A 7,186-nucleotide genomic window follows, 5' to 3' on the forward strand; every position below is an offset into this window, starting at 1 on the left:
TGAAGGCGATGCCGCTGCAAATGAAACTGGATATTCTTCCTAAAGCCGCATCAGCAAGCCGCTGGACTGCGTCGGTATCCTATGTGAACAGCCGCAGCTTTGGTCCTCTTGACCCCTATATCAAAGAGCTTTATTTCCTTGCGGAAGTATGCGCAGTTGATGTTATGTCCGAGATCGCATGCATAAATCACAGCTTCTTTGTCGCATTAGGTCAGCACAATTCTTCAAGGGAGCTTTTTGAAGCACTGCTGTGCGAGCTTGAACAAGCCAACATTCCATTTGAGATCATGAGAGATGAGGAGTATCATCTGTGCGGTCTCAGATACGAGGATCTGTAAGGTGAGATCACAATGCCGTAAATTTAGACTATGTAGCTACAGTCGGGATAAAACCCGGCTGTTTTTGTTTTGGAGGTGCAAATTGAAAAAATATTTCTGCTCTGAAACCTGAGAGCCAATGTTAAGCTGTGGTTCTGGAACATTCGGGACTTCATAATCATCTGCACAGGCGTGATGAATTCATGGTATAAGCATATTCTAGGTGAGAGTAAGAAGTATGAGCATATCGTCAGAGAATGGCAAAGAAAAAAGCCGGCATACGATAAGAAGATACAAGAAAATGAGCAAAAGATAGAAAAGCTAAACGAGGATATTGAGAATCTGATAATGGAGAGACTTAACGACCTCGGCAGGAAAGAGCTCTATGACAAGATGATCAACAAGAAGGAAAAAGAGGTCAAAGAGCTGGACAAGAAGAATAAGGAGCTTAAGCAATATAACCTAGTCTGCAAAAAGAGACAGGAGGCACTTGATAACTTCACTGAGTTCCTGAAAGATGTACTAGCCCAGGATACCATATCTGACATCAGCCTTCGGGCTCGGTCAGGTCAAGAGAATAGACGGCGGAATGATCGTTGTTGTGTTCAATGGCATTGATAAGAAATTCCAGTTCCCGGGAGCTTTTGAGCAGGGATTTTTGGCGATTGAAGAATAAAAGCGAGCGGTCAGCCTGCATTGGTTATATTGCTTGTCTATGTTTAGGTTCAGTTGATTTCAAAGAAACTATTTACCAAACTAATAGCAATGGGCGATGATATAATTCATCGCCCGTTTTGTGTATATCGAAATATTAAACTCGGCAGACGCATCGGTGCTCAACCCTGATACGTCAATACCAACGTCCCGCAAACCGCGTAAATACGTTAAGTCTTGGCAGACGCACAAACATAGCTGATGTAATTGTTACAAGTGATCTGCCCTTTGGCCATTGGTATATAAATGAAAAAAAGCCCGTAAATACGGGCTTTCGTGTGACTTATTAACGAAAATATTGACGAGTTTTTTTATTTACCATCTCCACTTACCTTGCAAAGCTTATGAGATAGTTTCGGAGGAAAGCTATCCTGTTGATTACAATGCCACAGTTGATCTGGCAAAGCAGGAACAGGCGGACAGCAAGCGCCCTGAACTGAAAAGCGATTTTACTGATCTCAAGGAATGTGACACTATCTGGCTTGCCTTTCCGAATTGGTGGACAGACCTGCCTGTGCCAGTATACACCTTCTTCGAGAAATACGATCTCGCAGGGAAGAATATCTATGTATTCGTGACTCACGAGGGCAGCGGTTTCTCATCGACAGTTAATACTATCAGAGAGCTTGAGCCGGATGCCAAGGTTGTCAAGGCTCTGTCTGTAAGAGGCGGCTCTGTTACAGGCGAGGAAAGCAGCATAAGGGAGTATGTAAAAAAGCAACTGCAAAAATGAGAACAGACCATTTCAGATCATATCAGGCTTTCCGCTTTCAGTAAAGAGGAGCTATAAGAAGATATATAGTAACGCATGGAGCGTCCGTCAGAGTGCGGGCGCTTTTTTCCTATGGGTTGAAAAACAGGAAGATCTGTGATATAATAAATATAAGCAAGCCATTTCCCGAGCGGCAGGAACAAACGAAAGAAGAAGTGACGTATGGAACAGAAACTATCCATAGCATTACAGACGCTTTATTCCACAAGGAGAGATGACCCTCACGCGATAAGAATGATGATACGGTTGCGCGACCCGATCGACCGTTCTGTATTGCGGAAGGCTGTGGATATGACCATGCAGCGTTACCCCTATTTCTGCGTCCGGCTAAGGAAAAAGGGCAGGCAGTATGTATTTGCGGAGAACACTCAGCCTGTCGTTATCAGCGATACCCTTAAGGGTACGGAGCTGAATTCTGAAAGCTCGAACTACCACATGATCGCGTTCTCCGCCGAGGGTGACCGGATAGTTCTGGACCTGTTTCACGGCCTTACAGACGGTATAGGTGCATACGAGGTCATTCGCACGCTGCTTTACTATTATTGCTCAGCCAGATATGATGAGAAGCTGAGCAGAGAGGGCATTCGTCTTGCGGGGGATGTTATCTCTGCCGAGGAATGGGATGATCCTGTTGCAGCAGTGAGAGAATTTCCTGCTCCTCAGCCGTCGGAAATGGCTCCGGCTCTCGATCTGACCGGGGTTCTCCAGCTTCGGAACGACCGCAGTAAAACTGTTTACAGCATAGCCCTCTCCGAGGCGGAGTTCATGAGCTTCAACGCAAAGCATAAGGGCAGCCCGGGGACGATGACAGCGCTGCTGCTGAGCCGTGCTGTTGCAAAATTAAATCCGGATGCGGATGCACCGATCAGGAGCATCCTGTGTGTAAATCAGAGAAAAGCCTTCAGGGCTCCCGCAGCGCACCAAAGCCTTGTGGGATTTTCAATGCTGGAATACGATGATGGATTGCGAAGCCTCCCCATAGACCGGCAGGTGCAGGAATTCCGCAGGAGGGGTTTTGAACAGTCCTGTGACGAAACGATCCTTTCCGGGGCGAAGGCTGCTGTCTCGATCATAGAGATGCTGGAAAATATGGAGACAGATCAGCAGCGCCTTGATGCAATGTCTGCTGCCGATGAAATGCTGAACAGGAACATGACAGCTGTGATAAGCTATGTCGGTAAGGCCGGATTCGGCGATGCGGAGAAGTATATCCGCGATTTCAGAACATGGACACGATGCCCTGACAGGGGTATAATCATTGAGATCTCTGCTGTGAACGGGAGGTTCATCTTTGATATTATCCAGCCTTTTTCCGATCCTGTCTATGTAAACGGCTTTTTGCAGGAGTTGAAAGATAACGGAGTCGCCTACGAGATACAGGATGTTATGAAACTGACCCTTCCGAACATAAAGCTCCTCTGGAGCGAGTGACTCTTCAGCAGCATCCGGAGGATCAGAAAGTGCCCATATATAATGGCACAGGCCTATTGCAATTTGCGGATATATATGCTATACTATAATTATACAGGATACACTCGGCCTGCTCTCATAAGAAGGCTATGTGAATAACTAACAGTATAATAAACTGATCACATTATTGTGAAAGGATATCTCATGATAAAAGAATATTTGCTTCAGAACTGGTCTTTGATACTGGTTTTGGCGGCGTTTGCGATAGCGCTCCGGATCACGGTCTTCTGGGATGAAAAAACGATCAAGCGTATGTATGTTCTGATAATCGGCGTGTATTTGCTCTCTCTTGTCGTATTTGTAGAGTTCAACTGCACAGCGCAGGTCGAATACAGGACCCTACGCAGCATTCTGATGGCGATTAGATACAGTGCGACGCCCTTTATTATTTCGCAGATCATCTATACACTTGTGAAGAAACAGACTTTGTATATCTTCATCCCCTCGATCATACTCACTGTCATCGACTTCGTTTCGATATTTACAGGGATCGTCTTAAGGATAGACGAGAATAACACCTTTTCCCGCGGCCCGCTGGGATATCTGCCTTTCATTGTTGCCGGGGCGTATTGCGCTGCTCTGGTCTATTTCCTTTTCAAAAGATGCAACATGAAATTGATGGAGATCGTTCCCATTGCCTTCCTCAGCCTCGCCCTGCTTTCTGATCTAATCTTCCCATTTGTATTCGGAAGCGATTTCTCCAAGATCTTCTGCTCTACTATCGCCATAGCGCTGTTCGTATATTACGTTTTCGAGATCCTGCAGCAGACAAAAAAAGACTCTCTGACAGGGCTCCTCAACCGGCACGCCTACAATGCAGATATCTGCAAGAATCCTGAGGAGATCACAGCCATGATATCTATTGATATGAACGGACTGAAGGTCATAAACGACACTCAGGGTCATGCTGCCGGAGATGAAGCGCTGGTAACGCTGGCACTTTGCTTTCGCAGAGCGCTGAAAAGCAGACAGTTCGGCTACAGGATAGGCGGTGACGAGTTCGTTATTCTTTGCCGGAAAGCCCGGCAAGACGAAATGATGGATCTGATCCGGCGCATCGAGACAAATGTCAGCGAAACAAAATATCATTGCTCTGTAGGATATAGCTATTCACCGGACGGTAAAAAGCCTGTGGATGATATGCTCAAAGAGTCTGATATGATGATGTATGCCATGAAAGAGCGCTTTTATAAAGAGCGAGGAAAAGCAAGCCTCAAAGTCAGGTGAGATAAGCAGCAGAGACCTGACCGGATGTGCTCGTTATAATCCAGAAATACCGGAAAAAAGAACGGTGTATCTCTCCTGCCGAAGGGAGGGTAAGAGATACGCCGTTTTTAGGCTTTGTGCTTATTGATCTTCACCGGGCTGTATTGTCCTGACCCTGAAACAGAAATAAATGATATGGCACAGCCATACCGCCGCAAGGATAACACAGGGCACCCATATGCTCTTCCTTGCCATCATAAAGAAGCCGAAGCCCATAACGGTAATTTGTTTGATAATATTCGGTGATGTATGGGTTCAAGTCCCGTTGGACTGCGTTTTTATTAAAATGTCATCCTCGGTTAAGATATAAAAAAAATTTGACAAAGCAAGAGGCTCAAACGACGCATCTACGTCATTTGAGCCCTTGTCATCTTTTTTGTTAACAGATGATGGTGCAGGTGAAGGGACTTGAACCCACACGTCCTTGCGAACACTAGCACCTGAGGGTGGTGAAACGACAGTGTAAAATTATGATGTAGATAACATAGTTCTACATCATTATATAATAAAGTAAATGAAAAGCACAACTCCATTTGTCAGAAATTTAGACAGGTTGGAGTTGTATTAATTCATTAGATAATTTGTCAAAATAGTCCTAGTCTTTACTGTCATTCGATCTCTTAATATAAAGTGCTGCCCCATTTGAGCGTCTTCGTATATTTCCTGTGCGAGATCTCGATGCGGTCACTCCTGGAAAGAATTCGTCTGCTACATATATCGCAATTTTTTTGCCAAGGAGAGAACGATAGTCTCTGCTCTCGGCAAACGTAGGCGATGCATCAAATATCGAAAACTCTTTATCAAATTCGACCTTTTCAGAAAATGCTCTGAATTCGTCCAGAACCTTTTTGGTTATATCAGATTCAAAGTCCTTGTCGGTCTTGCCATAGCGCTCTGCAAGGAGTTCAATCAACACCGCCGGGCAGGAGATGCCTTTCTGCTGTGCTTCTGTAAGCAATTCAGCATAAAGAGCTTCTGTTAAGCATAACTGTAATTTGATTTTTTTACCCATTAAATTCACCTCACAATAAATAAAGCATATATCAAATGCTTTATTTATATAATATCATGTTACTTCTAATACGTCAAGTGGGGTACCACTGTGCCAGAGCGCTCATTGTGGCTTAGAATCTGTGCTCTTGTTTCAATGCTCACAGCGGCGGGTCGCAGTGAATATGGACAGAATCTGAAGTGTTATAATAAAAAAATGATAAAACCCCTTGACAGCTTTAGGCTGATGTGATATACTAAAGCAAAGTACACAAGCTTTCCGTATGGAATGTGCTTTAGTATTATTGAAGGGAGGTGACGACATGGAAGATATTGATTATGACTTCTTGGAAGACTTTTTGGGGCTTGATGAAGATTGGACGCTCGAAGATTTTTTAGATGCATACAATCCCGACTAAAAAAAGAAAGGAGCTTAAAATATGAGAATAGTATCGTTTAATCTGAATAGCTGGTGTTCAACAGTTCCACTCACTCAGAAACAGAAAATTGAGGAGCTGGCTCAATATATATCCCATAAATATAACGAGCCGGAGATTATAGCTCTGCAGGAGGTTATTGCTGGGCAGAATGAAAAACATCTTAAAACAATACAGGAATTCTTTCCTAATTACAGCATTATCACACCTGCAGGCTTCGATCATCTTACACACTTTAAAAGTTTAATTTGTGTGACATTGGTAAAAAATTCAATTGCATACAAAGTCCTTGAGTTTCCTTGCTGCCTGCCCAATCGGGTTAGCTATGTCAGAATTTTTAACAACAGATTTTTGCCGCAGCTGACTATAATGAATTGCTATATGGTCCAAACGGCGATTCATGGTCATAAACCAAATTGGTATGTAAATAAAAGAATTGAGCTTAGGGAGAAGCTCTTTGATGAGGTTATCAATGCGGTAAATAATACTACTGAGCAGCCATTAATACTGGCTGGTGACTTTCAGGAGAATTTGGATGGGGAGCATACTAAACGGCTTGGAGCAATTTGCGAAGCTGCTGAAACGATTCCTTTCAGAAAGAACTGGAACGCTGAAGGCATCGACCATTTCTTCTTAAATTCCCAGGCATGGTCCAACTTCCTTCCGTTGAGCATCGAGTATGATAAGAAACCCCTAAAGTGGCTCTCAGATCATGGTATTATCACATTAGAGACGATCTGATCATGTTGGTAATTATACACGGGGAGCTTCATAGCATACCCCGATGGGCGGTGCTGATCCAGAAGGATTTCACGTTTATGCGGCGCTATGAGATCGGTGATGAAACTGCTTACAGGAAGCTTGAGTGTGGGGCGGGGTGGTCAGGGTTAATAAGTAGGAAATTTTTCGAGGATGTTTCGGCTGGTCTTTATCCCAACATTTGCAAGGCTGGAAATAAATCACGCGATGGTTATACTGTTCTTTAAGTTGTAGAAACTGAACAGAATTTGTTTATAAAGAAGGGATTGATTTTTTTGCTGCTTGTTAGGAATGGGGAATTAGTTAGTACCCCGAAATGGCAACTGCTTTTAGAGCGTGAGTTCCCCTTTATGAGACAGGATTCGAATAGTGACGGCTCCAATATCTACAGAAAATGGGGCTTTGAATGCGGCGGAGGCTGGTATAAGCTTCTGAGGGCTTGCTGCGAGTCCATTGTTAAA

General features: G+C 44.0%; 7 protein-coding genes. 6 read left to right on the plus strand and 1 reads right to left on the minus strand.

Features of this window, described 5'->3' with window-relative positions:
• The 5 genes from T494_RS13095 to T494_RS13545 form a co-directional block, all read left to right on the plus strand.
• Positions 1 to 338: hypothetical protein (locus T494_RS13095; protein WP_037344802.1), on the plus strand; the 338-nt coding region annotated here is incomplete at its 5' end.
• A 174-nt stretch (positions 339 to 512) separates the two neighbouring features.
• Positions 513 to 935 carry a hypothetical protein gene (locus T494_RS0111435; RefSeq protein WP_028506406.1) on the plus strand — a complete coding sequence of 141 codons (423 nt, stop codon included), beginning with the start codon at positions 513 to 515 and terminating at the stop codon, positions 933 to 935.
• Positions 936 to 1,329: 394 nt separating this feature from the next.
• The gene (locus T494_RS13100; protein ID WP_051540398.1) at positions 1,330 to 1,764 is read left to right on the plus strand and encodes a flavodoxin; all 435 of its coding nucleotides are present in this window, start codon (positions 1,330 to 1,332) and stop codon (positions 1,762 to 1,764) included.
• A 201-nt stretch (positions 1,765 to 1,965) separates the two neighbouring features.
• Positions 1,966 to 3,234, plus strand: a complete 1,269-nt coding sequence (locus T494_RS0111445) for a hypothetical protein (RefSeq protein WP_155984119.1) — start codon at positions 1,966 to 1,968, stop codon at positions 3,232 to 3,234.
• A gap of 216 nt (positions 3,235 to 3,450) precedes the next feature.
• On the plus strand, positions 3,451 to 4,500 hold the full coding sequence (locus T494_RS13545) for a GGDEF domain-containing protein (protein WP_242836445.1): 1,050 nt from the start codon (positions 3,451 to 3,453) through the stop codon (positions 4,498 to 4,500).
• A gap of 634 nt (positions 4,501 to 5,134) precedes the next feature.
• Here the strand turns inward: T494_RS13545 and T494_RS0111455 are convergent.
• Positions 5,135 to 5,551 carry a hypothetical protein gene (locus tag T494_RS0111455; protein WP_028506403.1) on the minus strand — a complete coding sequence of 139 codons (417 nt, stop codon included), beginning with the start codon at positions 5,549 to 5,551 and terminating at the stop codon, positions 5,135 to 5,137.
• A 418-nt stretch (positions 5,552 to 5,969) separates the two neighbouring features.
• Between T494_RS0111455 and T494_RS0111465 the strand changes: the two genes are divergently transcribed.
• Positions 5,970 to 6,707: an endonuclease/exonuclease/phosphatase family protein gene (locus tag T494_RS0111465; RefSeq protein ID WP_028506402.1), complete on the plus strand. Its 738-nt coding sequence runs from the start codon at positions 5,970 to 5,972 to the stop codon at positions 6,705 to 6,707.
• Positions 6,708 to 7,186 lie beyond the last annotated feature (479 nt).

This window comes from Ruminococcus sp. FC2018, assembly GCF_000621805.1.
GTDB lineage: Bacteria > Bacillota > Clostridia > Oscillospirales > Ruminococcaceae > Hominimerdicola.

Excerpts from the sequence above, each read along its gene's own strand:
- T494_RS0111435 (WP_028506406.1), top strand. The coding sequence starts at position 513 with ATGAATTCATGGTATAAGCATATTCTAGGTGAGAGTAAGAAGTATGAG.
- T494_RS0111445 (WP_155984119.1), top strand. The coding sequence starts at position 1,966 with ATGGAACAGAAACTATCCATAGCATTACAGACGCTTTATTCCACAAGG.
- T494_RS0111455 (WP_028506403.1), bottom strand. The coding sequence starts at position 5,551 with ATGGGTAAAAAAATCAAATTACAGTTATGCTTAACAGAAGCTCTTTAT.
- T494_RS0111465 (WP_028506402.1), top strand. The coding sequence starts at position 5,970 with ATGAGAATAGTATCGTTTAATCTGAATAGCTGGTGTTCAACAGTTCCA.